The 26470-nt window shown below is 63.0% G+C and carries 25 protein-coding genes; 7 read left to right on the top strand and 18 right to left on the bottom strand.

The window, feature by feature from the left end; translation table 11 throughout:
• Positions 1–6: 6 nt before the first annotated feature.
• Complete coding sequence (locus ACFFUC_RS10855; protein WP_377686133.1) at positions 7–1119, top strand: 2Fe-2S iron-sulfur cluster-binding protein; 1113 nt, start codon at positions 7–9, stop codon at positions 1117–1119.
• Between the two features lie 343 nt (positions 1120–1462).
• On the opposite strand, the gene ACFFUC_RS10850 is transcribed toward ACFFUC_RS10855, so the two are convergent.
• Entirely contained in the window at positions 1463–2017 is a 555-nt protein-coding gene (locus ACFFUC_RS10850) for a LabA-like NYN domain-containing protein (protein WP_377686131.1), read from the bottom strand.
• Between the two features lie 22 nt (positions 2018–2039).
• Here ACFFUC_RS10850 and folK point away from each other — a divergent pair, with 22 nt between their 5' ends.
• From folK to ACFFUC_RS10830, 4 genes are all read left to right on the top strand, one after another.
• The gene (folK, locus tag ACFFUC_RS10845) at positions 2040–2621 is read left to right on the top strand and encodes a 2-amino-4-hydroxy-6-hydroxymethyldihydropteridine diphosphokinase (protein ID WP_377686130.1); all 582 of its coding nucleotides are present in this window, start codon (positions 2040–2042) and stop codon (positions 2619–2621) included.
• A gap of 68 nt (positions 2622–2689) precedes the next feature.
• Positions 2690–3046 carry a DNA-directed RNA polymerase subunit omega gene (rpoZ, locus tag ACFFUC_RS10840; protein ID WP_377686129.1) on the top strand — a complete coding sequence of 119 codons (357 nt, stop codon included), beginning with the start codon at positions 2690–2692 and terminating at the stop codon, positions 3044–3046.
• 24 nt (positions 3047–3070) lie between these two features.
• On the top strand, positions 3071–5191 hold the full coding sequence (locus tag ACFFUC_RS10835; protein WP_377686127.1) for a RelA/SpoT family protein: 2121 nt from the start codon (positions 3071–3073) through the stop codon (positions 5189–5191).
• A 29-nt stretch (positions 5192–5220) separates the two neighbouring features.
• Positions 5221–5871, top strand: coding sequence for a DUF2062 domain-containing protein (locus ACFFUC_RS10830; RefSeq protein WP_377686125.1), 651 nt, complete (start codon positions 5221–5223; stop codon positions 5869–5871).
• Between the two features lie 15 nt (positions 5872–5886).
• On the opposite strand, the gene ACFFUC_RS10825 is transcribed toward ACFFUC_RS10830, so the two are convergent.
• The 3 genes from ACFFUC_RS10825 to ACFFUC_RS10815 are packed head-to-tail and all read right to left on the bottom strand — an operon-like array spanning position 5887 to position 9307.
• Positions 5887–7197, bottom strand: coding sequence for an NAD(P)/FAD-dependent oxidoreductase (locus ACFFUC_RS10825; protein WP_377686123.1), 1311 nt, complete (start codon positions 7195–7197; stop codon positions 5887–5889).
• A complete protein-coding gene (locus ACFFUC_RS10820) occupies positions 7194–8552 on the bottom strand; it encodes a glutamine synthetase family protein (protein ID WP_377686121.1) in 1359 nt (452 codons plus the stop codon). Before ACFFUC_RS10820 ends, ACFFUC_RS10825 begins: the two co-directional genes overlap by 4 nt.
• On the bottom strand, positions 8549–9307 hold the full coding sequence (locus ACFFUC_RS10815) for a type 1 glutamine amidotransferase (RefSeq protein WP_377686119.1): 759 nt from the start codon (positions 9305–9307) through the stop codon (positions 8549–8551). Before ACFFUC_RS10815 ends, ACFFUC_RS10820 begins: the two co-directional genes overlap by 4 nt.
• Positions 9308–9528: 221 nt before the next feature.
• On the opposite strand from ACFFUC_RS10815, the gene ACFFUC_RS10810 reads away from it, so the two are divergent.
• Positions 9529–10656, top strand: a complete 1128-nt coding sequence (locus ACFFUC_RS10810; protein ID WP_377686118.1) for an aminotransferase class V-fold PLP-dependent enzyme — start codon at positions 9529–9531, stop codon at positions 10654–10656.
• 64 nt (positions 10657–10720) lie between these two features.
• Here the strand turns inward: ACFFUC_RS10810 and ACFFUC_RS10805 are convergent, their stop codons facing one another.
• From ACFFUC_RS10805 to gltX, 14 genes are all read right to left on the bottom strand, one after another.
• Positions 10721–12052 (bottom strand): glutamine synthetase family protein, encoded by a 1332-nt coding sequence (locus tag ACFFUC_RS10805; protein ID WP_377686116.1) that lies wholly within the window; start codon positions 12050–12052, stop codon positions 10721–10723.
• 3 nt (positions 12053–12055) lie between these two features.
• Positions 12056–12883 carry an ABC transporter permease gene (locus ACFFUC_RS10800; RefSeq protein ID WP_377686115.1) on the bottom strand — a complete coding sequence of 276 codons (828 nt, stop codon included), beginning with the start codon at positions 12881–12883 and terminating at the stop codon, positions 12056–12058.
• Positions 12883–13758: an ABC transporter permease gene (locus ACFFUC_RS10795; RefSeq protein ID WP_377686113.1), complete on the bottom strand. Its 876-nt coding sequence runs from the start codon at positions 13756–13758 to the stop codon at positions 12883–12885. The genes ACFFUC_RS10800 and ACFFUC_RS10795 overlap by 1 nt, the downstream gene beginning before the upstream one ends.
• Before the next feature lie 56 nt (positions 13759–13814).
• Positions 13815–14546, bottom strand: coding sequence for a transporter substrate-binding domain-containing protein (locus tag ACFFUC_RS10790; RefSeq protein ID WP_377686111.1), 732 nt, complete (start codon positions 14544–14546; stop codon positions 13815–13817).
• Between the two features lie 22 nt (positions 14547–14568).
• Positions 14569–15396: an ABC transporter ATP-binding protein gene (locus ACFFUC_RS10785; protein WP_377686109.1), complete on the bottom strand. Its 828-nt coding sequence runs from the start codon at positions 15394–15396 to the stop codon at positions 14569–14571.
• A 71-nt stretch (positions 15397–15467) separates the two neighbouring features.
• Positions 15468–15929, bottom strand: a complete 462-nt coding sequence (locus ACFFUC_RS10780; RefSeq protein ID WP_377686107.1) for a tellurite resistance TerB family protein — start codon at positions 15927–15929, stop codon at positions 15468–15470.
• 76 nt (positions 15930–16005) lie between these two features.
• Positions 16006–16311, bottom strand: a complete 306-nt coding sequence (locus tag ACFFUC_RS10775) for a DUF1330 domain-containing protein (protein WP_377686105.1) — start codon at positions 16309–16311, stop codon at positions 16006–16008.
• Positions 16312–16476: 165 nt separating this feature from the next.
• Complete coding sequence (ppk2, locus tag ACFFUC_RS10770; RefSeq protein WP_377686104.1) at positions 16477–17379, bottom strand: polyphosphate kinase 2; 903 nt, start codon at positions 17377–17379, stop codon at positions 16477–16479.
• 107 nt (positions 17380–17486) lie between these two features.
• A complete protein-coding gene (locus ACFFUC_RS10765; protein WP_377686103.1) occupies positions 17487–17966 on the bottom strand; it encodes a hypothetical protein in 480 nt (159 codons plus the stop codon).
• A 172-nt stretch (positions 17967–18138) separates the two neighbouring features.
• A complete protein-coding gene (gene pyrG, locus ACFFUC_RS10760) occupies positions 18139–19782 on the bottom strand; it encodes a CTP synthase (protein ID WP_377686102.1) in 1644 nt (547 codons plus the stop codon).
• Between the two features lie 146 nt (positions 19783–19928).
• The gene (gene secG / locus ACFFUC_RS10755) at positions 19929–20417 is read right to left on the bottom strand and encodes a preprotein translocase subunit SecG (protein ID WP_377686100.1); all 489 of its coding nucleotides are present in this window, start codon (positions 20415–20417) and stop codon (positions 19929–19931) included.
• A gap of 97 nt (positions 20418–20514) precedes the next feature.
• Positions 20515–21189 carry an SDR family NAD(P)-dependent oxidoreductase gene (locus ACFFUC_RS10750; RefSeq protein WP_377686162.1) on the bottom strand — a complete coding sequence of 225 codons (675 nt, stop codon included), beginning with the start codon at positions 21187–21189 and terminating at the stop codon, positions 20515–20517.
• Between the two features lie 133 nt (positions 21190–21322).
• Positions 21323–22615 (bottom strand): citrate synthase, encoded by a 1293-nt coding sequence (locus ACFFUC_RS10745; protein WP_377686098.1) that lies wholly within the window; start codon positions 22613–22615, stop codon positions 21323–21325.
• Positions 22616–22666: 51 nt separating this feature from the next.
• Positions 22667–24073: a glutamate--tRNA ligase gene (gene gltX, locus ACFFUC_RS10740; RefSeq protein WP_377686096.1), complete on the bottom strand. Its 1407-nt coding sequence runs from the start codon at positions 24071–24073 to the stop codon at positions 22667–22669.
• A 119-nt stretch (positions 24074–24192) separates the two neighbouring features.
• Between gltX and ACFFUC_RS10735 the strand changes: the two genes are divergently transcribed.
• Complete coding sequence (locus ACFFUC_RS10735) at positions 24193–26427, top strand: ComEC/Rec2 family competence protein (RefSeq protein WP_377686094.1); 2235 nt, start codon at positions 24193–24195, stop codon at positions 26425–26427.
• Positions 26428–26470: the final 43 nt, after the last annotated feature.

Genomic DNA, 26470 nt, shown 5'->3' with positions numbered 1-26470 from the left:
ACTGCCATGAAAGACAGCCAATCCTCCCGCTTCCGGCCCTTCAGGGTGGTCGACAAGATCCGCGAAAGCGCGACGATCACCTCGTTTCATCTCGAGCCGGTCGACCGGCAGGATTGGCAGCCTTTCGAGGCGGGCCAATTCCTGATCCTGCGCGTTCCCGAAGGGGAGGGCGCGGGGCATGTGATCCGCAACTACACGGTTTCCTCCGCGCCGCAGGACGAGGGACGTTACCGCATCACCGTCAAACGCGAGGGCGCGCCGTCGGAGGGCATCCCCGAGGGGCTGAGCTCGGTCTGGCTGCACGACAAGATCGCGGCTGGCGACGAGATCGCGGTTCAGGGGCCGCGCGGCGGCTTCAAGCTGGACGTCGAAAGCAAGCGTCCGGTCCTGCTGCTGTCGGGCGGCGTCGGGCTCACGCCGATGATCTCGATGCTCAAGGTTTTGGCGCAGACCAGCGACCGGCCGGTCTGGTTCATCCATGCCTGCGACAGCCGCGAGGTTCATGCCTTGCACGGTGAAGTGGCCGCTTTGGCCGCGCAGCGCGAGGGCGTACATGTCCATTACTGCTACCGCAATGCGACTGACGAGGACCGCGCCGAGGGGCGCCACCACTCGGAAGGCCTGCTGACCCGCGAGACGCTTCAGGCGCTTCTGCCGCTTGACGATTACGAGGCCTATCTCTGTGGCCCGCCGCCCTTCATGAAGGCGGTTTACGGCCTGCTGACGGGGCTTGGCATTGCGAAAGACCGCATCGCCTACGAGTTCTTCGGTCCTGCAAGCCTGCTGGGCGAGGATGTGCCAGCGTCCGAGGTTTCCGAAGCTGTCACCGAAGTCGTCACGGCGGTTGCGCCGGACGCGGGCGAGGGGACGCAGATCGTGCTGGGCCGCTCGGGCCGCAGCATCCCGTGGAACGACAAGGCGGAATCGCTGCTGTCGCTGCTCGAAGATGCGGGGCTCAAGCCCGAATTCAGCTGCCGCGCCGGTGTCTGCGGCACTTGTGTGCAGGGGCTGGTCTCGGGCGAGGTCGACTATTTCGAAGAACCACTCGACGAGCCCGAGGCGGGGCAGGTGCTTTTGTGCTGCTGCCGCCCGAAAACCTCGGTCGTGCTGGATCTATAAGGAATCCGCTCTTGGACAGGCGGAAGGAAAGGCCGGGGAAACCCGGCCTTTCTGCATTTGTGTCCGAGGCTGCCGGATGCGGTGCCGTTTGGCGCGGGCCGTCTGGCCGCAGCTGCGTTCGTGCAAGCGGCAGTGCGCGGGCCGTTGGCTGTCAAGGCGCTTGGCATGAGCATGAAAAGCCGCTGATCGGAGCAGGGTGGCATCCGGTCAGGCGGGCTGTCCGGATCTCTCTGTTCTGGCGGTCTTCGGCCGGACGCGGCCTTTGCGGGATGCCGTCAAAGGCCGTCGCCCGATCAATTGTCGCCCTTTGGCGGCAATTGCGGTTTCGCGCGGGTCGCGCGCCTTACTCCGAGTTCGCCGGTGCGGCTTCACGCGGCGGACGGCCGATCGTGTCGCGCAAGGCGTCGAGCTCGATGAAATTATCCGCCTGACGGCGCAATTCGTCGGCAATCATCGGCGGCTGGCTGCGCGTGGTCGAAACGATCGAGACACGGACACCCTGACGCTGAAGGGATTCAACCAGCGGGCGGAAGTCGCCATCGCCCGAGAAGATCACGGCATGATCCAAATGCGGCGCCAGTTCCATCGCATTGACGGCCAGCTCGATATCCATATTGCCTTTGATTTTCCGCCGTCCGAGAGCGTCGGTATATTCCCGCGCCGCTTTCGTCACCATCGAGAAGCCGTTGTAATGGAGCCAGTCAACCAAGGGACGAATGGGGGAGTAGTCTTCGTTTTCCAGCAGGGCCGTGTAATAATAGGCGCGGATCAATTTTCCCCGACGTTCGAATTCCTGACGAAGAAGCTTATAATCAATATCGAAACCGAGTGACTTTGCCGCCGCGTATAGATTAGACCCGTCAATGAACAACGCCAACCGGTCGTCCTTGTAGAACATCTTCCCTCCGAAAAACCTACAAATGCAAAACACAATCGAGAGTTTAGGGCTGCTCGCCCTTGGAGCAAACCTGCCAACTTCGGCAGGTAACCCTAGAGACAGCTTGAAAGAAGCAATTAGGCGTATTAACGGCGCCGGAATCTCCTTCCGCGCGATCAGCCGTTTCTGGGAAACACCGGCCTTTCCGGCGGGAAGCGGGCCCGATTACGTCAATGCGGCCGCGACCATCGTCACCGATCTGCCCGCCGAAGCGGTTCTGGCACGCCTGCACGAGGTTGAGGCCTCTTTGGGTCGTGTCCGCGACGGCGGGCGCTGGGGGGCGCGGGGGATCGACCTTGATCTTCTGGCGCTTGGCGGACAGGTTTTCCCCGACGAGCAGGGCCAGACGGCATGGCGCGATCTTCCGCTCGAGGAGCAGATGCGCCGCGCCCCCGAAGAGCTGATCCTGCCCCATCCGCGACTGCAGGATCGCGGCTTCGTTCTCGCCCCGCTTGCCGAGGTCGCTCCGCTCTGGCGTCACCCGATCATCGGTGCTACAGTCGCGGAAATGTTGACGGCACTACCGTCCGCCTCTTTCGAGGGAATGCGGCCGCTGGCTGCTTGACTTTATTGGGTCAAGTAACCATCTACCTGTATTCGCCTCTCCAGCCGAATCGAAATCAAAGGTGACCGATGGCCCGCGTTACAGTCGAAGATTGCGTCGACAAGGTTCCCAACCGCTTTGATCTGGTAATGATCGCTTCCCACCGCGCGCGCGAAATCGCCGCGGGCAGCGCATTGACCGTTGATCGCGACAACGACAAAAACCCGGTCGTCGCCCTGCGCGAAATCGCCGACGAGACCCAGTCCGTCGACGAGCTGCGCGAGCGCATGATCGAGACGACCCAGACCCAGATCGAGGTCGACGAGCCCGAAGAAGACGCGATGGCGCTGCTTCTGGGTGCGGAAGTGGATCGTCCGAAGCCGGCCGACGAAGAGTCGGAAGAGCGCATGTTGCGCATGATGTTGGAAGCTCAGGGTCGCGAGTAATATTATGGGAGTCTTCGGCCGAAAATGATTGATGTCGAAGACCTCATTGCCCTTGTTCGCAATTATAACCCGAAAACCAATGCCGATCTGATCCGCGACGCCTATGAATACGGGCGTCGCATGCATGAAGGGCAGTTCCGCCACTCGGGCGAGCCCTATTTCACCCATCCGGTTGCCGTCGCCGCCATCCTGACCGAAATGCGTCTGGATGATGCCACGATCATCACCGCGCTTTTGCACGACACGATCGAGGATACCCGATCGACCTGGAGCGATATCGCCGACCTGTTCGGTCGCGAGGTCGCCGAGCTGGTCGACGGGGTGACGAAGCTCACCAACCTGCAGCTCTCGGGCGTCCATTCCAAACAGGCCGAAAACTTCCGCAAGCTGTTCATGGCGATGTCGCGCGATCTTCGCGTGATCCTCGTCAAGCTTGCCGACCGCCTGCACAACATGCGCACGATCAAATCGATGCGCCCCGACAAGCAGCAGCAAAAAGCCCGCGAAACCATGGATATCTTCGCGCCGCTTGCCGGCCGCATGGGGATGCAATGGATGCGCGAGGAGCTCGAGGATCTGGCCTTCAAGGTCATCAATCCCGAGGCGCGCAATTCGATCATCCGCCGTTTCGTCACGCTCCAGCGCGAGACGGGCGATGTCGTGCCGAAGATTACCGCCGATATCCGCGCGGTTCTGGAATCCCAAGGGATCGAGGCCGATGTCTATGGCCGCGCCAAAAAGCCTTTCTCGGTCTGGCGCAAGATGCAGGAAAAGCAGCTGTCCTTCTCGCGGCTTTCCGACATCTACGGTTTCCGGCTGATTACGCGCAATGACGCCGATTGCTACCGCGCGCTCGGCTGTATCCACCAGCGCTGGCGGGCGGTGCCCGGGCGGTTCAAGGATTACATCAGCCAGCCGAAATCGAACGGCTACCGCTCGATTCATACCACGGTTTCGGGCCGCGACGGCAAGCGCGTCGAGGTCCAGATCCGCACCCGCCAGATGCACGAGGTCAACGAGGCCGGCGTCGCCGCCCATTGGGCCTATCGCGACGGCGTGCGCACGCAGAACCCTTTCGCGGTCGATCCGGGCGAATGGATCGCCAATCTCACCGAACGCTTCGGCGAGGAGGACCATGACGAATTCCTCGAGCATGTGAAGCTCGAGATGTATTCCGATCAGGTCTTCTGCTTCACGCCCAACGGCGATGTCATCCAGCTGCCCAAGGGCGCGACGCCGATCGATTTCGCCTATGCGATCCACTCGCGGCTCGGCCATTCCTGCGTCGGCGCCAAGGTCGACGGCATCCGCGTGCCGCTGTGGACGCGGCTCAAGAACGGCCAGTCGGTCGAGATCATCGCCGCGTCGGGCCAGCGTCCGCAGGCGACATGGCTGGATATCGTGGTGACCGGCCGCGCCAAGGCCGCGATCCGCAAGGCTTTGCGCGACGAGGACCGCGACCGCTTCATCCGCCTCGGATCGGAGCTGGTGCGCGTGGCCTTCGAACATGTCGGGCGCAAAGTCACCGACAAGGCGCTGCGCACCGCCGCGCGCACGATGGCGATCAGCGATACCGACGAGCTTCTCGCCCGTATCGGTAGTGCTGAAATCGCCGGCCAAGAGGTGATCGCCGCCCTTTACCCCGAGCTCGCCAGCCGTCCGCAGGACGATATCGACATGAAGGCCGCCGTGGCCGGTCTCGAGGCCGATCAGGAATTCACCCGCGCGCCCTGCTGTTCGCCGCTTCCGGGCGAGCGGATTGTGGGCATCACCTATCGCGGCAAGGGCGTGGTCATCCATGCCATCGATTGTCCGGTCCTCGCCGATTTCGAGGATAGCCCGCAGCGCTGGATCGACCTCCACTGGCGGCAGGGCCAGCATCCGGCCGCCTATTCGACCTCGCTCTCGTTGACGATTCGTCACGATGCAGGTGTATTGGGGCGGATCTGTACCTTGATCGGTCTGCAGGGCGCCAATATCTCGGATCTGGAGTTCATCGACCGCAAGCCCGATTTCTACCGCCTCCGCGTCGAGGTCGAATTGCGCGACCACGAGCATCTCCATGCTCTGATGACCGCGCTCGATGCGGAAAGCGATGTGGCACAGGTTGCGCGGATCAGGGATGCAAACGCCCGGCTGCAATAGGCCGGCGAAGCCAGTAGCGAGGTTTAACCGTGTTCAGACGTCGTGAGCCGCGCAGTTACAGCCAGTTGGCGACCGAGATGGTCTATCCCCGCGGCGGCTGGAAGCGGGCCTCGCGCTATGTCCTGCACCGCATCCGCCGTTTGCCAGATCAGCCGAGCAAGATCGCGCTGGGGTTTGCTTGCGGCGTGTTCATCTCGTTTACGCCGTTCTTCGGCTTCCACTTCATGGGGGCCGCGGCTTTGGCCTGGCTCTTCGGGGGCAACATCATCGCGGGCCTGCTCGGCACGTTTGTCGGCAACCCGCTAACGACGCCCTTCATGGCCTTCACCTCGATCTCGACGGGGCGATGGTTGCTGGGGTCGGAGGGCGAGATTTCGATGACCCGCCTGCCGGTCGAATTCGCGCAGGCGGGGGCCGAACTCTGGCACAATATCCGCGCGCTTTTCAACGAACAGACCATGCATTGGGGCCATCTCGGCTGGTTCTACCACGAGGTGTTTCTGCCCTATTCGATCGGCAGCATCATCCCCGGCGTGATTGCGGGCGCGATCACCTATGCGCTGACCGTGCCGCTGATCCGCGCCTATCACAAGCGCCGCGAGAAGAAGATGGCCGAGCGTATCGCCGCTCTGAAGACGCTGAAGGCGCAAGAGGGCGCTGTTGCCGACAAACGCCCCTGAGGGGCGAGAGCCGCGTTAAAATCCCAGCCGGTCGCGCAAGGCGAACCATGTCATGCCCGCGACTAGCAGGGGTTGGCGCAGCAGCGTGCCGCCCGGAAAGGCGGGGGGCAACATCTTCGCCATGACATCGAAACCCTCCGCTTGACCGGCGACCGCCTTGGCCATCAGCTTCCCCGCGAGTGTCGCCAGCGCCAGCCCGTGGCCGGAGTAGCCGCTGGCCGAGAGGCAATTGGGGGCAGGGCGGGTGAAGCAGGGCATCCGGCTTCGCGTGATCGCGAGCGTCCCGCCCCAGGCATGGGTCAGTTTCACATCGGCGAGCAATGGATAGACCTCCAGCAGGGGCTTGCGCACTTTGGCCGCGATATCGGCGGGGAAGCGGTAGGTGATCGTCTCGCCGCCGCCGAAGATCAGCCTCTTGTCGGGCGAGAGCCGCCAGTAGTTCACCACGAATTTCGTGTCGTGGACCGCGATGTCGCGGGTCAGGACTTCGGCTGCGCGCGCGCCCAAAGGCTCGGTCGCGACGATGTAGTTGTTGATCGGCATGACGCGGGCGGCGACCTTCGGTTCTAGCCGGTCGAGATAGCCGTTGGCCGCCAGAATGACGTGATCGGCGATGAGCCGGCCCTGATCGGTAAAAAGCGTGCTGGCAGCCCCTGCCGTCCGACCGTGATCGATACGGGTGACGGCACTGCCCTCGTGGATCCGCGCACCGGCGTCGCGCGCAAGTCCGGCCATGCCGATCGCGAGGTTGAGCGGGTGGAGATGCCCTGCGCCCATATCCAGCTCTCCGGCGAGATAGGCCTCCGAGGGCAGGATGGCGCGGAAGGCCTCGCGCTCCAGCGGCTCGATCCGGTCATAGCCGTAGCGCCGCGCCAGAAGGTCGATATGGGCTTTGGCATGGTCGAATTCGCGCGTTGAGCGGAAGGCATGGGCGATGCCTGGCGCAAATGCCACGCCGCTTTCGCGCGCCAGGTCAAGCGTCAGTGCCTTCGCCTCTTCGGCGAGATCCCAGAGCCTGCGCGCGGTCTCTGGCCCTGCCATCCGTTCGAGCGCGTCGACCTCGAGCCGTTGGCCCGAGCCGAGCTGGCCGCCGTTGCGCCCCGATGCACCAAAGCCCACGCGATGGGCCTCGAGCAAAGCGACGCTATAGCCCGCCCGCGCCAGATGCAGCGCCGCCGACAGGCCGGTATAGCCGCCGCCCACGATGGCGACATCGGCACGCGCCTCGCCCATGAGGGGGGCGAAGGGCTCCAAGGGTTCGCGGGTCTCTGCGTAGAGCGAGGGGGGATATTCCCCCCTGCGGTCGTTGGCAAACAGAAGGTTCATACGTTCAGCAACAGATGCTCGCGTTCCCACGGGCTGATGACCTGAAGGAACTCCTTGAATTCGTTGCGTTTCACCGAGACGTAAACATCGACGAATTCCTGCCCCAGAACCTCGCGCATGGCCTGGCTTTCGGTCAGAAGATCCAGCGCGTCGCCCAGATTATAGGGCAGCTCGTCTTGCGACATATAGGCGTCGCCCAGACATTCCGCGCGCGGGGTTTCGCGTTCGATCAGACCGAGATAGCCGCAAGCGAGGCTGGCCGCGAGCCCGAGATAGGGGTTGCAATCCATCCCCGCGAGCCGGTTTTCCAGACGACGCGCCTCGGGGCCGGAGACCGGCACGCGCAGGCCGGTGGTGCGGTTGTCGCGCCCCCATTCGAGGTTGATCGGTGCCGCGAAATCGGGGACGTATCGACGGTAGCTGTTCACATAGGGGGCAAGCAGCGCGACGCCTGCCGGCAGGTGTTTCTGCATCCCCGCGATGAAATGCAGGAATTCCGGCGTCTCGCGGCCCTTGGGATCGGAAAAGATGTTCTGGCCGGTCGCGATATCCACGATCGAGTGGTGGATATGCATGGCACTGCCCGGCTCGTCCTCGATCGGCTTGGCCATGAAGGTGGCGAAACAGTCGTGACGCAGGGCCGCCTCGCGGATCAGGCGTTTGAAGTAGAAGATCTGGTCGGCGAGATGGACCGGATCACCGTGGTTGAGGTTGATCTCGATCTGGCCGGCGCCGCCTTCCTGCAAGATGCCGTCGATCTCGAAGCCCTGTGCCTCGGCGAAATCGTAGATGTCGTCGATGACCTTGCCGTATTCGTCGACGGCCGACATCGAATAGGCCTGTTTCGCGGCCGCGCGGCGGCCGGTGCGGCCCATCGGCGGGATGATCGGCTGGTTGGGGTCGACGTTCCTCGCAACGAGAAAAAACTCCATCTCCGGCGCGACGATCGGACGCCAGCCCTTGGCCTCGTAAAGCGCGAGCACGCGTTTGAGCACGTTGCGCGGGGCGACCGGCACGGGATTGCCCTGCTGGTCCGAGACGTCGTGGATCACCATCAGCGTCGCGTCATTGGTCCAGGGCGCGGCGGCCGTGGTCGAAAAATCGGGTGTCAGGATCATGTCCGGCTCGGTGAAGGCACCCGCCGGATTGTCGGCCCATTCGCCGGTGATTGTTTGCAGAAAGATCGAATTGGGCAGGTAGAACCGTTCCTGCGTCGCGAACTTCGAGGCGGGCATGGCCTTGCCCCGCGCCACCCCCGCAATATCGGCGACGATGCATTCGACCTCGTCGAGGCGACGGCCCGCAACAAAGTCTTGGGCGGCCTGCGGCGTGTCGTCCAACCAACGGGGTTTCATGCGTCACCTTTCTGGAGCATTGATCTATTGTCTTGAGATAACACGGATTTGTCGCCGCCGACGGATAATTCCGCGGAGCCTCGCGGCAGTTTGAAGAATGCCTCGATCCGGCTGGCGATCCGGTCACAGTCAAGGCCGGTCCCGAGCCGCGCGCGGGCCCCGGCGACCAGATCGGCAGGGACGACACCGGCCGAGCGATGCGCGATCAACCCTTCGACAAAGCCGTCGCGGAATTCCGGATGGGCCTGAATGGTGAAGGCCTGATTGCCGTAGATCAGCGCGGCATTCTCGCAAAACTCGTTGTGTCCGGCGGTGCGGGCATCGGGCGGAAGGGCCACGACCTGATCCTGATGCCAGGCGTTGAGCGTGATTTTCTCGCCGTCGAAATCATAGTCCTGCGGGCCGGCCGCCCAGCCTTTGGGGCTTTTGATCACGGTGCCGCCAAGGGCCTGCGCGATGATCTGATGGCCGAAACAGATGCCGACCAGGGGAATGTCGGCGCGATAGGCCTCGCGGATGAAGCTTTCGAGCGGCGGGATAAAGGGGTGGTTCTCGTAGACGCCGTGGCGCGAGCCCGTCAGCAGCCAGCCGTCGGCGGCAGCGACCGAGGCCGGAAACTCCATCGCCTCGACATGCCAGCTTTGGAAGCTGAAGCCGCGGCCCTCGAGAAGTTTTTCGAACATGGAGTCGTAATCGCCGAATTCGCCCCGGATGATCTCGGGGGATTGGCCGCATTTCAGAATGCCGATACGCATTGATGTGCCTGTGATTGTGCATCCTCAAGGTAATCGGGGCCATCGGGTGCGACAAGGGGGGGAAGTTGCGCTGAATCCGCCTCATTTCCGTCAATTTTCCACGATATCGGGAAAGATTTTCCACAGATCGTATAAACGGCAAGTGCGATCTCTGACCTAAAGGCGGGCTGACCTCAAAGTGGCGATCATGCTAGATGCGTTGAAACACTATGGAGAAAGACATGCCCAGTCTGCGCCCCGAAGTCGATCCCGATGGAATGCTGGAATATTCGGTCGTTTTCACCGACCGCTCGCTCAATCATATGTCGAAGCGTTTCCAGCAGGTCATGCGCGATATCTCCGAGACGCTGCGCGAGGTCTACCGTGCCGAGCAGGTCGCGCTGATCCCCGGCGGCGGCAGCGCCGCGATGGAGGCCGTTGCGCGCCAGTTCGGCCGCGATGCCCATGCTTTGATCATCCGCAACGGCTTTTTCAGCTATCGTTGGTCGCAGATTTTCGACGCGGGCGCCTTTGCGCGTGAAACCACCGTCGTCATGGCCCGCGCCACCGGCAACGAATCGCAGGCGAGCTTCTCGCCGCCGCCGGTCGAAGAGGTCGTGAGCCGCATCCGCGAGACCAAGCCGAATGCCGTTTTCGCCCCCCATGTCGAAACCGCGGCCGGCATGATCCTGCCCGACGACTACATCAAACAGGTCGCCGATGCCGCCCATGAAGTCGGCGCGATCATGGTGCTCGACTGCATCGCCTCGGGTGCGATCTGGGTCGACATGCAGAAAACCGGCGTCGACGTGCTGATTTCCGCCCCGCAAAAGGGGTGGTCGGCTGCGCCTTCGGCGGGCATGGTCATGCTTTCGGCGCGCGGTGTCGAGCGTCTTGAGGCCTCGACCAGCGACAGCTTCTTCCTTGACGTGAAGAAATGGCGCTCGGTGATGGCGGCCTATGAAAACGGCGGCCATGCCTATCATGCGACGGTTCCGACCGATGCGCTGGTCGGTCTGCGCGACGCGATGAACGAGACCCGCGAGTTCGGCTTCCAGGCGGCTTATGACGCGCAATGGAAGCTGGGTAATGCGGTGCGTGCGATGCTGCGCGAAAAGGGCGTCCGCATTCTCGCGGCAGAGGGTTTCGGCGCGCCCGGCGTGGTCGTCGCCTACACCACCGATCCCGATGTCCAGAACGGCAGCAAATTCGCGGCGCAAGGCCTGCAAATCGCGGCGGGTGTTCCGCTGCAGGTGGGCGAGGGTGCCGATTTCCGCACCTTCCGCATCGGTCTGTTCGGCCTCGACAAGCTCAAGGATGTCGACGCTGCTTTGGCGCGTCTGCAAAAGGCGGTCGACGCGGTCCTCTAAGGCTGCACAGGCGTTGGAATTGAGAAGGGCCGGTCAATCGACCGGCCCTTTTTCTTGCAGGATCTCAAACGGTATCGAGGTAAAGCTCGACGGTTTCCTCGTCGCTGAGCTCGGCCATGTAATGCAGCTCCTGCCGTTTGATCATGACGAAATTCTCGATGAGATGGGCCGAGAAGATCCGGCCGATCTCGGGCGAGGCCTCGAAAGCGTCGATCGCCTCGGCCCAGCTGGCCGGAAGCTGCGGCAGGCCCTGATCATAGGCATTGCCCTTGATCGGCGCAGACGCCGGGCGCGCATCCTCGAGCCCGTTCAGCGCCGCGCCCAGAACCGCCGCAACCGAGAGATAGGGGTTCACATCGCCGCCCGCGACGCGATGCTCGATCCGGCGGGCTTTGGGACCGGAGGAGGGGATGCGGATCGCCGAGGTGCGGTTTTCATAGGCCCATCCGATGCCCGTCGGCGCATGGGCATTCGGGACCAGCCGGTCATAGCTGTTTTCATGCGGCGCAAAAAGCAGGGTCGAGCCGGGCATGGCGGCCAGACAACCCGCGACGGCATGGCTGAGACGTTCGGAGCCTTCGGGCGTGCCGTTGTCGAAGATATTGTTGCCCTCGCGGTCGAGGATCGAGAAATGCATATGCATCCCCGAGCCGTTCCACTCCTCGTAGGGTTTGGCCATGAAGGAGCCGGCAAAACCGTATTGGCGCGCAAGACCCTTGACCAAAAGCTTGAAAAGCCATGCGTCATCCGCGGCTTTCAGCGGATCGGGCTGGTGCATCATGTTGATTTCGAACTGGCCCGGCGCGGCCTCGGAGATGGCGGTATCGGCGGGAATGTCCATCGCCTCGCAGGCGTCGTAAAGCGCGGTGAAGAACCGGTCGAACCCGTCCAGCGCACGCAGGCTGAGCGTCTCGGCCCCCGTGCGGCGCTTGCCCGAACGCGGGCTGGGGGGCACGCGCAATTGCCCGCCCGAATCGTCGATGAGAAAGAATTCGAGCTCGGTCGCGACCACCGGCGTCAGGCCCGCCGCCTTGTAGCGCTCGACCACCCGCGCGAGCGCCTGACGCGGGTCGCCGTCATAGGGGCGGCCGTCTTCGTGAAACATCCACAAGGGCAGAAGGCCGGTCGGCGCATCGAGCCAGGGCATCGGCATGAAGCCGCGTTCGGTGGGCAGCAGGATCCCGTCGGGATCGCCGGATTCGAACACCAGCGGGCTGCTTTCGATATCCTCACCCCAGATATCCATGCTGAGGACGGAATAGGGGAATTTGGTCCCCTCGGTCATCAGCTTGTCGGCAAATCGGGCCGGAACGCGTTTGCCGCGGGCCACTCCGTTCAGATCTGCCGCGGCAACGCGGATCGTCTTGACATCGGGATGGTCACGCAGCCAGTCCATGGGTCACCTGAGAAGGTTGGGCCGGTATCGCAGCTTCTTTTGCTGCCCGGGGATATGTCGGTTGAGACGTCTGTTCATGATGCCGAACAGCCCGATCAGGCACAGCGTCATGAGGATGAAATAGCCCGCAACGAGCGGATAGGCGACGAAGGGGTTGAAAGTCTTGTCGGCAAAATAGCTCGCGTAATAAAGCGCGTCGCCCTGTTGCTGGAAGGCGGGGAAGCTGGAGAAGAACACCAGCGTCGTGGCATGGAACAGGAAGATCGCCTCGTTGGTATAGGCGGGCCATGCCAGCCGCATCGAGATCGGCCAGATGATCTTGCGGTAGCGCTTCCAGCCGGTGAAACCATAGGCATCGGCGGCCTCGATATCACCTTTGGGGACGTTGCGGAGCGCGCCGTAGAAGATCTCGGCCGAATAGGCGGCGGTGTTGAGCGTGAGCACGAACAGCGCGCCCGCCCAAGCCCGCGTCATCCAGCTCGTCTGGACCGTGAGCCCGAAGATGTCGATGCCTGCACGCGGCAATTGCACCAAAGCCTCGTAGGCGACGAAGAACTGGATGAAAAGCGGGCTGCCGCGGAAAAGGAAGATGAACCATTCCGCGGGTTTGCGCAGCCACGGATTGGGGCTCGCCTTGGCCAGAGCCAGCGCATTGGCGAGGAAGAAGCCGACCAGAAGCGCCACGCCCGCGAAATAGATGTTCCAGATCAGGCCCGAGCCGATCAGCGTCACCTGTTCGCAAAGCGTGAAATCGGATCGCGGCAGCATCCGCTCGCCGATGCCGATCGCGCGCAGCCCGTAGCTCTGGATGGTCTGGAGGCATTGTTCCATCACGCGGCCTTTCGCATGGCTTCACCCGCCATCGTCGCCTGCCCGCGCGAGAAGCGCCGTTTGAGCCGGTCGAAGAAGCGTTCCGAAATCCATGTCATCAGCAGATAGAACACGAGAATTCCGAGGAAATAGTAAATCCGCCAATCGGGATGGGGATAGGAATAGGCACTGGTCTTGGAGCCGCCGAGCTCGCGCGCCCAATAGACGATATCCTCGACCCCGAGCACGAAGAGCAGCGGCGTCGATTTGATCAGGATGAGCCAGAGGTTCGAGAGGCCGGGCAAGGCATAGGTCCACATCTGCGGGATGAGGATGCGGCGGGTGGTCTGGCGCGTGCTCATGCCGTAGGCCTCTGCGGTCTCGATCTGGGCGCGCGGTACGGCATTCATCGCGCCGTAAAGCACGTTTGCCGCAAAGGCGCCGAAGACGATCGAAAAAGCGAGGACGGCGAGAAAGACCGCATAGGCCTGATGCACCCATTCGGGCGAGCTCGACAGCGGCAGTTTTGCCGCCGCACAGACCAGAAATTCGTTGCCCTGCCGGACGGGGATCGAGGGGTCGCAATAGACGCGGCTGCGCAGCCATTCAAAGGCCTGATCCAGCGCGATCGGCACGAAGAGGAAAAAGATGATGTCGGGCACGCCCCGCACCATCGAGGTGTAGATTTTGCCGAACCAGCGCAAAGGCCGGATGTTCGACCGCGAGGCCATCGCGCCGCCGAAGCCGAACAACAGCGCGATCGGCGCGGTGATCGCCAGAAGCAGCAGCACCGTCCCGAAGGACATGTAGAACATCATATGCTTGCCGGATGTGAGGTAACACATCAGCCAAGACAGGCCCTCTAGGGCCTTGGGATCGGCGCAATAAGCGAACATGGGGCCTCGATTGCCGCCACCCGCAGCCTTTGCGGATGGCGGTCCTTAATGCCGGATCAGTTGGTGGGGAATTTCTGGGCCTCGGGCCCGAACCACTTTTCGATCAGCGTGTTGATGCTGCCGTCGGCCTTCATCGAGGCGATGGCGGCGTCGAATTTGTCCTTCAGCTCGGTGTCGGACTGGCGCAGGCCCATGCCGATGCCGTCACCCAGAACGACATCCTCGCCGACCCATGCGAAACCGTCGCTGCCTTCGTTGACCAGCGGAACCAGATATTCCTTGTCGGCGAAGATCGCATCGGCCTCGCCGTTGCGCACGGCGGCGGTCGCTTCGTCGAAGGTACCGAATTCCACGAGGGTCGCACCCGATTGCGCGACATAGCCCGACTGGATCGTGCCGGTCTGCGCGGCGACGATACCGCCTTTGACATCGGCATCCGCGCTCAGCGCCATATAGGCGGAGGGGGTGGCCGGCAGGTAGTTCTGGGTGAACTGGATTGCTTTTTTGCGCTCGTCGGTGATCGACATGCCTGCCATGATCGCGTCGAAGTTCGAGCTGACGAGGTTCGGGATCATCGCGTCGAAATCGTTCTTGACCCAGGTGCAGGTCAGTTCGGCGCGTTTGCACATCTCGTTGCCGAGTTCGATCTCGTAGCCGTCAAGCTCGCCCTTGTCGTTGATCAGGTTATAGGGCGCATAGGCACCTTCCGAGGCGATGCGCACGGTCTGGGCCATGCCCATCCCCGAGGTCAGTGCCAAAGCGGTGGCGGCGATCAGCAGTTTTTTCATGGTTACTCTCACTGTTGGACGGTCATTGTGCATTACCTGCACTGAGAAATTGGCGAAGCCGTTCTGTGCGGGGTGCGCCAAAGATCTGGTCGGGCGGGCCCTCTTCTTCGATGAGGCCCTGATGGAGGAAGACGACATGGTCGCTGACATCGGCCGCAAGGCGCATGTCGTGGGTGACCAGCAGCATGGTGCGGTGTTCGGCCGCGAGATCCTTGATGACCTTGACGACCTCTTGCTGCAGCTCGGGATCGAGCGCAGAGGTCGGCTCGTCGAGAAGCAGCGCCTTGGGCTCCATGCACAGGGCGCGGGCGATCGCCGCGCGCTGCTGCTGTCCGCCTGAAAGCTGCGCGGGCCAGGCATCCGCCTTGTCGCCGATCCCGACCTTGGCCAGAAGCGCGCGGGCGCGTTCCTCGACCTGTTTGGGGTCGCGGCCGAGCACCGTTACCGGCGCTTCCATGACGTTTTGCAGGATCGTCATATGGGACCAGAGGTTGAACTGCTGGAAAACCATCGACAGGTTGGTGCGCAGACGCGTGACCTGCGCACGATCGGCGGGACGGCGCGCCGCGCCGCTTCCGGCCCATTTCACGGCCTCGCCCTCGAAGACGACATCGCCTTGCTGGCTGTCTTCAAGCAGGTTGCAGCAGCGCAGAAGCGTCGACTTGCCCGACCCCGAAGAGCCGATCAGGCTGACGACATGACCGCGCGGCGCGACAAGGCCGACGCCTTTGAGGACATTATGGTTGCCATAGGATTTATGGAGGCCGCGAATCTCGATAACCGGCCCGGCAGAGGCGGTTCCGGTTGCGGCAGACGTGCCGGTAACGGCAGGGGCATCAGAGGTGTTCATAGCGTCATGAGGCGATATTTGCGTCCGGATTGCAACGCTTTCGTCGCAAGTGCCGCAAGGTCAATGCCGGATCATTTCTCGTTGATGCCGAGGTCCTTGAGGACTTTCTGACGCGCGATGCCGGAATCGACATCCGTAACCCCGAGCAGGCCGGAAATCAGACGCACGAAGCTGTCCTCATGTGCCGAGCGGCGGCCGTCGGCATAGGCGACCGACCACAGCGCCTCGATGACGCCGGTGCGGACATCAAGCGGGATCCGGTCCTTGATCAGGCGGGTGAAACGCACGGTATCGGGGGCTTCGGCCTCGATCATCTCGGCTGCGGCGCGCTGTTCTGCGGCATCCTCGGGGTCGAGATTGCGGCGATTGGCGAGAATCAGGTCTATACGCGTCTTCTCGGCCTTGCCGTAGTGATCGTCGGCGCGCGCCAGGCGAACGAGCAAGGCCGCGATCGCGACCTCGGCATCCTGCGTCGAGAGCTTGGTGTCGGTGGCTTCTTCACTGAAGAGGCGGCTGAGAAGATTTCGAAACATGGCGTCCAAATATCGCGTTTTGTTAACCATAGGTGATTTCAGGGGGGGGACAAGTCCATTCCCGTCAACCCAAAGTTCACTCTGCCGGACAATCGGCCCAGCCCTCGACGATGACGAGATCGGTGAGGCTACAACTTTCGCGGATGCTGCGCGCCGCGGCATATTCGGGGCTGTCGTAGCAGGCCTGCGCCGTCGCGAGATCGGCGAATTCGATCACGACGGAGCGGTTGCGCATCTCGCCCTCGAGCAGGCTCTGCGGCCCGCCCCGCACCAGAAAGCGCGCATTGTATTTGGCGAAAGCCTCCGCATTGGCACGGCGGTAGCCCTCGTAGATATCGGGGTCCCCGACCGAGACATGGCCGATCCAATAGGCTTTGGGCATGACATCTTCTCCCTGCGATGGTCTGGCCCCTTGCGGGTGCAGGCCGTTTTCGACGTCCCGCGCGGCATTTGCAAGCCGTCGTGCTGGGGTCAAAGGGAGGCCGCCGGAAAGCGGAACGTCAGGCCGGAGGGGGCGGCCTGACGGAACGGTGCGGAAGGCGCGGGATCAATAGATCTGCGGCACATAGAGATCGCGCGGCAGCACGTCGCGTTCGTAATCGGGATTGAAGACGCGGTCGGGCAGGTGGACCTCTTCATGGGGCACCGGCTCGTAGGGGATCTGCGTCAGAAGATGCGAGATGCAGTTCAGACGCGCGCGCTTCTTGTCGTTGCCCGGCACGATGTACCACTGGGCCTCGGGAATATTCGTGCGCTCGAACATCTCTTCCTTGGCCTTGGTGTAATCCTCCCAGCGGACGCGCGATTGCAGGTCCATCGGCGAGAGCTTCCACTGTTTGAGAGGGTCGTGGATGCGCATCAAAAAGCGCATCTGCTGTTCCTCGTCGGTGACCGAGAACCAGTATTTCACCAAGCGGATGCCCGAGCGCACCAGCATGCGCTCGAATTCGGGCACGTCGTCGAAAAATTGCTGGACCTCGTCCTCGGTGGCAAAACCCATGACGCGCTCGACACCGGCGCGGTTGTACCAGCTGCGGTCGAAGAGCACGATCTCGCCGCCGGCGGGCAGGTGCGGCACATAGCGCTGGAAATACCATTGCGTCTTTTCGCGGTCGGACGGCGCGGGGAGGGCGACGACGCGACAGACGCGCGGGTTGAGGCGCTGGGTGATGCGTTTGATCGCGCCGCCCTTGCCCGCACTATCGCGACCTTCAAAGATCACGACGACCTTTTCCTTGTGATAGCTGACCCAGTCCTGCAGCTTGATCAGCTCGGCCTGAAGACGCAGCAACTCGTAGAAATAGGTCCGGCGGTCCAGTTGTTCGGGATGGGTTTCGCGGTAGATGCGGCCGATCTCTTCCGAAAGGGCGGCGTCCTCCAGTTCGATCTCGATATCTTCGTCGAGCGTATTGTCGAGCTCTGCGCGCAACCAAGGATTTTCGACATTCATTTTGCTTTACCTGTCCCGAAGCCTACGCGCGCCATTATAGCCGAGAATATGACGAAATTGTTGCGAATTGGCGGGAAACCGCGGTGTGGGGGCGCAGGCGGGCGCAATCAGCGGAAAAGCTGCGGCGCGCAGGCGCGGGTGATCCCGAAGGCGAAGCCCGATCCCTGCGAGGCCGCGACCGTGCCGCACCATTGGCCGGCGTTGGAGAACAGGCTTTTCGTCCCGCGCGGCCGGTAAAAGGCGCGTTTGCCCGTCGCGGTGAAGACATTGAGCGTGCCGCTGCCGTTTTCGGCGTAATAACCCACGACCTCGCCTTCGGCGGTGAACAGCACGCGTTTGGAATTGGCGGGGTTGTTGGGCGAATTGGCATAGGCCGCGCTGGAATTGGCGGCATTGGCCGAGGAGTTTCCGGCTGCCGACGGCAGGTTCGACTGTCGCGCCGGCGCATTTTCGGGCGCGCCGGGGCCAAGATCGAAGGGCAGCTGGCTTTGGTCGATCACGAAGACCGGCGCATCGGCCAAAGCCGCGCCGGACATGGCCAGCAGGGCGGCAAGGCCGAGGCTTCGGGAAAAAGCAGGCAGGCGCATGATCTGTCCTTCGGGGCGTTTCGCGGGCCGCGCGGCCCTTTGTCCCAGCCTTTCACAAGAAGGCGCGCGCCTCAATCACCGCGATGCGGGCAGGGGCCGTCCGCGTCGATGCAAAGCGCGCAATGAAAAAGGCGGCCCCGAAGGACCGCCCGCTTTGCAAAGCCGCGCCGGATCAGACCAGACGCGCGCTGTCTTTGGCCGCACGCACCAGATCGGCGAAAAGCGGAGCCGGATCAAAGGGCTTCGACTTGAGTTCGGGGTGGAACTGCACGCCGATGAACCACGGATGGTCCTTGAGCTCGACCGTTTCGGGCAGGCGGCCGTCGGGGGACATCCCCGAGAAGGTCATCCCGCCCTCTTCAAGCTGGTCGCGATAGGTCGCATCGACCTCGTAACGGTGGCGGTGACGTTCTTCGATTTGCGAGCTGCCGTAGATGTCGGCGATCTTGGTGCCGGGGATCAGGGTCGCGGTATAGGCGCCAAGGCGCATGGTGCCGCCCTTGTCGTCCGAAAGCTTGCGCTCGACCTTGTGGTTGCCCTGCACCCATTCCTTGAGGTGGTAGACGACCGGCGTAAAGCGCTGCTCGCCCGCTTCGTGATCGAATTCCTCGGAGCCGGCATCGGGCAGGCCGGCGGTATTGCGCGCCGATTCGATCACCGCCATCTGCATGCCGAGACAAATGCCCAGATAGGGCACTTTCTTTTCGCGTGCATATTTCGCGGCGGCGATCATGCCCTCGGTCCCACGCTCGCCGAAGCCGCCCGGCACCAGAACCGCGTTGAAATCCTTGAGCTGGCCCGCGACATCGCCGCGCTCGAGCATCTCGCTGTCGACCCATTCGGTCTTGACGCGGACGCGGTTCGCCATGCCGCCATGGGTCAGCGCTTCGGAGATCGACTTATAGGCGTCCTCGAGCTGGGTGTATTTGCCGACGACCGCGACGCGCACTTCGCCTTCGGCATTGTTGAGGCGGTCCATCACATCCTCCCAGCGCGTCAGATCGGGACGCGGTGCGGGGCTGATGTCGAAGGCTTCCAGAACCGCACGGTCCAGACCGGCGCGGTGATAGGCCAGAGGCGCCTCGTAGATCGACTTCAGGTCATAGGCCGGAATGACGCTGTCGGGACGGACGTTGCAGAACAGCGCGATCTTGGCGCGTTCCTTTTCCGGGATCACATGTTCCGAGCGGCAAACGAGGATGTCGGGCTGAAGGCCGATCGAGCGCAATTCCTTGACCGAATGCTGCGTCGGTTTGGTCTTCAGCTCGCCCGAAGCCGCGACATAGGGCAGAAGCGTCAGATGCATGAAGATGCACTGGCCGCGCGGACGGTCTTGCGAAAACTGGCGGATCGCCTCGAAGAAGGGCAGGCCCTCGATATCGCCGACGGTACCGCCGATTTCGCAGAGCATGAAATCAACCTCGTCCTCGCCGATCGCGAGGAAGTCTTTGATCTCGTTGGTCACATGGGGAATGACCTGGATCGTCTTGCCGAGATAGGCGCCTTTGCGCTCTTTCTCGAGGACGTTGGAATAGATCCGGCCGGCGCTGATGGAATCGCTTTGACGTGCGGACACGCCGGTAAAGCGCTCGTAATGGCCGAGGTCGAGGTCGGTTTCAGCGCCGTCATCGGTGACGAAGACCTCGCCGTGTTCGAAGGGCGACATCGTGCCCGGATCGACGTTGAGATAGGGGTCCATTTTGCGCAGGCGGACCGAATAGCCGCGCGCCTGCAACAGTGCACCCAGAGCCGCCGATGCGAGCCCTTTGCCGAGGGAGGAAACCACGCCGCCTGTGATGAAGATATAACGCGCCATTGGGCCCCCGTGATCAGTTCAAAAATGAAAAATGCGGCCCAAATCGGCCAGCATCACGGGAGAAAAGATATAACCGATTCTTCCGGAAGCCGCAATGGACCGCTTGTTTGTGTAAGGGGCGCAAGTTGCGCCCCGGGTCTTCAAGATTAGTTGCTTGCCGGAGTTTCGGCAGGTGTTTGGGCCGGAGCTTCGGCAGGCGTTTCTGCCGGAGTTTCTGCCGGTGCGACAGCCGCAGGTGCCGTCGCAGCAGGTGCGGCTGCCTCGGGGGCAGCCGGAGCCGGCGGAGTGATCGGCTGACCAGCGGCCGGCGGCGGAGCATATGCGGGCATGGCGGGCATATTGCCGCTTGCCGGTGCGGGCATGGCCGGACGGCTCAGGTCGAGCTGGTCGATGACCGAGCCGCTCGATGCGTTGCGGGCCGCAATCACGGTCAGCGCAAGCGAAGTGACGAGAAAGGCGATCGCAAGCGCCCAGGTCACGCGGGACAGCGCATTGGCGGCTTGACGGCCGGTCATGACACCACCGCCTCCGCCACCACCCATCCCGAGGCCACCACCTTCGGAGCGTTGCAGCAGAACCAGAACGATCAGCGCCACGGCCAGGAGCAGATGCACAGTGAGGACGACGTTTTCCACGGCGGGGCCTTTCTTTCAGCGACGGGTCTATCTAGTCGCCACAACGGGTGTTGGCAAGCATGCGTCGCATAGTTGCCGTAAGGGATAAAGAGATTGCTCAGTCGCCGTAAAGCGCGGTCAGGATCCGTTCGGCCTCGTCGCGGGGAGCGGCAAGACCGGCGCGATCCTCGCCAGGGAAGAAGCGGGCGCGGAGCGCGGTCGGCATCGGCGCGGGTGTCGCGATCTCGATTTGCGGTCCGAGCTGGGCGTTTTCGGCCTGCCAGCTGCGGGCAAGCGCGATCTGCGCGCCTTTGGTCGCGGCGTAGCTTCCGAAGAATTTCTGCCCCGCGCGCGGATCGTCGAAGAACAGCCCGCGGCCGTTGCGCCCGCGCAAAAGCGGCTCGATCAGCGCGATGAGCCCGCTGGTCGCGGTCAGGTTCAGATCGACCGATTTCGCGAAATCGCGCGGATCGATATGGCCGGCCGGCGACAGCGGCGCCGCGTGAATGGCGGTATGGGCCCAAAGATCGACCCCGCCCCAGCGGCCCATGACGGCTTTCACCATCTGGATCATCGCCTCGGGATTGGTCACATCCATCGGTGCCAGCGTGGCGCTGCCGCCCGCTTTGCGGATGCGGTCGTCCAGCTCCTCAAGCGCGCCGGTGGTGCGGGCGACGGCAAGGATGTGCCAGCCACGCGCGGCCAGCCCTTCGGCCAGAGCGGCGCCGAGGCCTCGGGAAGCGCCGGTGATCAGCGCGATCTTGGTCGGGTCGGTCGAGAGGTTTTCAGACATGGCAACCGTTTGGCACTGCTTCTCGTTTCGCGCAAGCCCCGGCGCGCGGAGCGGGGCGGAAAGCGGCAGCATTGATGCGGACATGAAAAAGCCCCGAAGCAGGTTCGGGGCTTTTCGCAATCGTATCGCGCGATCAGCGCTTGGCGATATCGGCGTAGTCGCGACGCTCGGCACCAATATAGAGCTGGCGCGGACGACCGATTTTGCTCTGCGGATCGGCCAGCATCTCTTTCCACTGCGCAACCCAGCCCACGGTCCGCGAAATCGCGAAGATCGGGGTGAACATCGAGGTCGGGAAGCCCATCGCTTCAAGGATGATGCCCGAGTAGAAATCGACGTTGGGATAGAGTTTTTTCTCGATGAAATACTCGTCTTCCAGCGCGATCCGCTCGAGTTCCTTGGCGACTTTCAGCGTCTCGTTGTTGTGGATGCCGAGCAGGTCCAGAACCTCGTCGGCCGATTCCTTCATGACCTTCGCCCGCGGGTCGAAGTTCTTGTAGACGCGGTGACCAAAGCCCATGAGCTTGAACGGATCGCTCTTGTCTTTCGCTTTCGCGATATATTCGGGGATACGGTCGACCGTCCCGATTTCGCGCAGCATTTCCAGAGCGGCCTGGTTCGCACCACCATGCGCCGGACCCCAAAGGCAGGCGATGCCGGCCGCGATACAGGCGAAGGGGTTCGCGCCCGACGATCCCGCCAGACGCACGGTCGAGGTCGAAGCGTTCTGCTCGTGATCGGCATGGAGCATCATGATGCGGTCCATGGCCTTCGCGAGAACGGGCGAAACCTCGTATTCCTCGGCCGGAACGGCAAAGCACATGCGCAGGAAGTTCGACGCGTAGTCGAGGTCGTTCTTGGGATAAACGAAGGGCTGGCCCATCGAGTATTTATAGGCCATCGCGGCGATGGTCGGCAGTTTCGCGATCAGGCGGATCGAGGCGACCTCGCGCTGCCACGGATCGTTCACATCGGTCGAATCGTGGTAGAAGGCCGACATCGCGCCAACCACGCCCACCATGGTCGCCATCGGATGCGCATCGCGACGGAAGCCGCGGAAGAAGTTGTGCATCTGCTCGTGGACCATCGTGTGACGGGTCACGCGATTGTCGAAATCGGCCATCTGCTCGGCATTCGGCAGCTCGCCGTAGAGCAGCAGATAGGAGGTCTCGAGGTGGTTCGAGTGCTTGGCCAGCTGCTCGATCGGATAGCCGCGATACCACAGCTCGCCCTTGTCGCCATCGATGAAGGTGATGGTCGATTCGCAGGAGGCGGTCGAAGTGAAGCCGGGGTCGAAGGTGAAGACATCGGCCTGGCCGTAAAGCTTGCGAATATCGATCGCATCGGGACCGGCCGTCGGCGACAGCACCGGCAATTCGTATTCGGTGCCGTTCACTTTTACCGTTGCGGATTTAGCATCTGCCATTCCGTTTTCCTTTCGCCTGAAACCGGCCGGAGCCGGCATTTGGTGAGGGCCTCAGCCCAGCTGGTCCTGCATCCGGGCCAGTGTCTCGTCGCGGCCAAGAGCCAGCATCATATCAAACACGCTTGGTGTCGAGCTGCGCCCGGCCAAAACGGCACGAAGCGGTGCGGCGATCTTGCCCAAACCCAGCCCATGCGTCTCGCCGACCGCTTTGGCGCTCGCCTCAAGATCGTCTCTCGACCACGTAACATTCTGCAATGCGGCAGTCAATTCTCGAAGTATACCACGGGATACCGTATCCAGCGCCGCAGCCGCTTTTTCATCGGCAACAATCGGGCGCTCGATCAGGGCATAATGAGCTTGATCGAGCAGGGCGGGCAGGGTTTTCGCCTTTGATTTCAGCGCATCGAGCGCCGGTTCGATCCGCGCTTTCTGGACTTCGGTCAAGGCGGGCTCGCCGATCTCGGCGCGGAAGGCGTCAAGCTCTGCCAGCAGCGCGCCATTCTCCATCCGGCCGATGTGGAAGCCGCTGACATGTTCGAGCTTCTTGAAGTCGAGCCGCGCCGGCGCTTTGCCGATCCCGCCGAGATCGAACCATTCCAAAGCCTGCGCATCGTCGAACAGCTCGTCGTCGCCATGGCTCCAGCCCAGACGCGCGAGGTAGTTGCGCATCGCGGATGCAGGATAGCCCATCGCGGCGTAATCATGCAGACCGACCGCGCCGTGACGCTTCGACAGCTTCTTGCCGTCTGTGCCGTGGATCAGCGGGATATGGGCAAAGACCGGAATCGCCCAGCCCATCGCCTCGTAGATCTGGATCTGGCGCGCGGCATTGGTCAGATGGTCGTCGCCGCGGATGATATGGGTCACGCCCATGTCGTGATCGTCGACCACAACCGCATGCATATAGGTGGGCGTGCCGTCCGAGCGCAGCAGCACCATGTCGTCGAGCTGGTCGTTGCCGAAGGTCACATCGCCCTGAACCGCATCGCGCACGACGGTCTGTCCCTCGCGCGGGGCCCGCAGGCGCAGAACGAAAGGCGCATCGGGATAGGTCGAAGGATCGGCATCGCGCCAGGGGCTCAGGAACAGGGTGCTGCGGCCCTCGGCCTTGGCGGCCTCGCGGAAGGCCTCGATCTCGTCCTGGGTCGAGAAGCACTTATAGGCCGTGCCGTTGGCCAGCATTTCGCGCGCGACTTCGGCATGGCGGTCCTTGCGCTCGAATTGGCTGACCGGCTCGCCGTCCCAGTCAAGGCCGAGCCAGGTGAGGCCCTTGAGAATCGCCTCCGTCGCCTCGGGGGTCGAGCGGGCGCGGTCGGTATCCTCGATGCGGAGAAGAAACTTGCCGCCGCGACCACGCGCATAGAGCCAGTTGAAAAGCGCGGTCCGCGCCCCGCCGATATGGAGGTAGCCGGTGGGCGAAGGCGCGAAACGGGTAACGACGGGAAGCTCTTGGGTCATTGGAGGCCTTGATATCGAAGTTCGATGATAACTGGCGAGTGTTAACGTTCCATAAAGGGACACATGCCATTCTGGGGTCCAGAAATACGCAAGCCGGACCATAAGGACAAGGAGAGGTCGTGGTTTCCCTCACGGAGCCTGCCGATCAAAGCCGCATGCCCCTGAAGGCATTGCGCGCCAAGGCCGCCTCTCGAGCAGGGGGCTGGCTCCGCCGTCAATTGACGATGCCCGGCCAAAGCGGCGCGAAAGCGGCGCGCGTGACCCAAGCGGGTTTCGTCGTCTGGGCACCCTTCTGGTTCGGCATGGGGATCGCGGTCTGGTTCGCGCTCCGGGTCGAACCAGATGCGCGTCATTACGCCTTTGCAGGCCTTCTTGCCGTCGCCGCCCTGCTCCTGCGGTGGCGCCTGCCTGCATGGGCCGAAAGCGGCAGGCTCTCGTGGCGCCGCGCCGACCGGCTTGCTTTGGCAAGCCTTTCACTGGCGCTGGTTTCTGCGGGGTTTGTCGCGGTCGGAACCCGCTCCGCTTTGGTCGCGGCGCCGGTCATCGACTTTCGCTATTACGGCGCGATCGAGGGCAGGGTCATCGGCATCGACCGCTCGTCGCGCGACCGCATGCGGGTGCTGCTCGACCAGCTCGACCTTGAGAAGGTTTCTCCTGCGCGTACGCCTCATAAAGTGCGGCTGTCCTTGATGGCCGATCAGCTCGTGCCCGCAGCCGGAGCAAGGGTGATGCTGACCGGCCACCTCGGCCCCCCTCCGGGACCTGCCGAGCCCGGAGGCTTCGATTTCCGCCGCACGGCGTGGTTCGAGGGACTGGGAGCGGTGGGCTATACCCGCAGCCCGATCATGCTGGTAGAGCCGCCGAGTTCGCGAAGCGGGCAGATCATGACGCGGCTGCAGATGCGGCTGTCCCTGCTGGTTCAAAACGAGATCCCCGGCCAAAGCGGTGCAGTTGCCGCCGCGCTGATGACGGGCGACCGCTCTGGGATTTCCGAGACGACGAACGAGATCATGCGGATCTCGAGTCTTTACCACATCATCTCCATCTCGGGCCTTCACATGAGCATGCTGGCGGGGCTTGCCTACGGCAGTCTGCGGTTTCTGGGCGCACTTCTTGCCGCCCGCGCGGGGCGCTCCGACTGGCCGGTCCACAAGGCCGCAGCGCTCGGAGCGTTCGTGACGGCCGCGACCTATCTCGCCCTTTCGGGTGGTGGCGTTGCGACAGAGCGCGCCTTTCTCATGGTGGCGGTACTTCTGTTGGCTGTCCTTGCCGGAAAACGCGTCATTTCCCTGCGCAACGTCGCGCTGGTGGCGTTGGCCATTTTGGTGGTTGCGCCGGAATCCCTGACCTCGGCGAGCTTCCAAATGAGCTTTGCGGCGACCGTCGCCCTGATTCTCGGACATCGCCATTGGGCGGCCGTCGCGCCTTTCGTGCCGCCCTTGTTCAAGCCCGTCGCGATGCTGCTTTTTACCTCGCTTCTGGCCGGGCTGGCGACCGGCCCCTTTGCCGCCGCCCATTTCGGCCGAATCGCGCCTTACGGAATGCTGGCGAATTTGCTGGCGGTGCCTGTGGTCGGGATAGTTGTCATGCCGATGGGCCTTCTCGCGACGCTTCTCGCGCCGATCGGCCTTGCCGGGCCGCCCCTTTGGCTCATGGGGATCGGTACCGGCTGGATGCTCGGGATCGCAGAAAGCATCAGTGCCTTGGGGGGAGCGGATTTTCTGGTCGCGGCCTCGCCGCGCATCGTCGTGCCGCTGCTCGGAGCGGGGATGACGATCGCTGCCTTCAGCATGGATCCCGGACCGGAGGGGCAGGGCGAGAGCCTGCGCTGGTTTTGTCGCTGCATTGCGGCCGCGCTGGTTATCGCTGCGCTGAGCGTCTGGCTCGTCTCTGACCGCCCCAAGATCCTCGTCTCGGCCGAGGGCGATGCCGTCGGCATCATGACCGCAGCGGGACGGGTAATGTCGAAGCCCAAGGGCGGGGCCTTTTCGGCTTCGAGCTGGCTCGAGAACGACGGCGATGCAGCCTCGCAGCAAGGTTCGGCGGCGCGCAGCCTGTGGTCCGGCCCCAAAAACCAGCGCGTCGCCATCCTGCACGACTCGGGCAGGCCGCGCCGCGTTATCCATCTTTCGGGAAAGAGCCTTCCCGACATTTCAGCGCTTTGCCATGATGATGCCATTCTTGTTGCGGATCAGGACATCGCGATTGACGGGCCGAATAGCGCGCTGGACTGCAGGATTTTCGGAAAAAAGGACATTAACGCATTCGGGGGATTTTCATTCACTCCGGGCGCACAAACCGACAGACTCGACAGCGTGAATGCTGTTGCGGGACGGCGTCTTTGGGTCAGGTGACCAGAGGGCGGGCGGGGTATGAAACCATTTGCTGCTTGAAGGC

The organism is Paracoccus cavernae (assembly GCF_042430175.1).
Classification (GTDB): Bacteria; Pseudomonadota; Alphaproteobacteria; order Rhodobacterales; family Rhodobacteraceae; genus Paracoccus; species Paracoccus cavernae.
This window is presented reverse-complemented; position numbering and strand designations above follow the sequence as displayed.